We start from the raw sequence: 316 nt of genomic DNA on the forward strand, positions 1-316 counted from the left end.
GTAACTATACTGTTGAAATTCCAGACAATGTAGACCTCCAAGGTGGAGAAGAACTTGAAGTAACTGCGACAGACAAAGCAGGAAACACATCTGATAAAGCAACAACAACTGTAGCGGATAAGACAGCCCCAGACGCGCCAACAGCTGAAGACGTAAATAGTGAAGATGACGCTATTAAAGGTAAGGCTGAACCAGGATCAGAAGTTACTGTAAATATTCCAGGGCATAATCCAATCACAGGTACAGCTGACGATAATGGTAATTACAGCATCGATTTACCGAAAGATTTACAAGGTGGCGAAGAAATTACTGTTAC

1 protein-coding gene is annotated in these 316 nt (G+C 41.8%); it reads left to right on the plus strand.

What is annotated here, in order from left to right:
- Positions 1 to 316 (plus strand): Ig-like domain-containing protein (locus CD126_RS11920; RefSeq protein WP_240626091.1); only part of this gene is annotated, 316 nt, incomplete at both ends.

This window comes from Staphylococcus pettenkoferi (genome assembly GCF_002902685.1).
GTDB classification, from domain to species: domain Bacteria; phylum Bacillota; class Bacilli; order Staphylococcales; family Staphylococcaceae; genus Staphylococcus; species Staphylococcus pettenkoferi.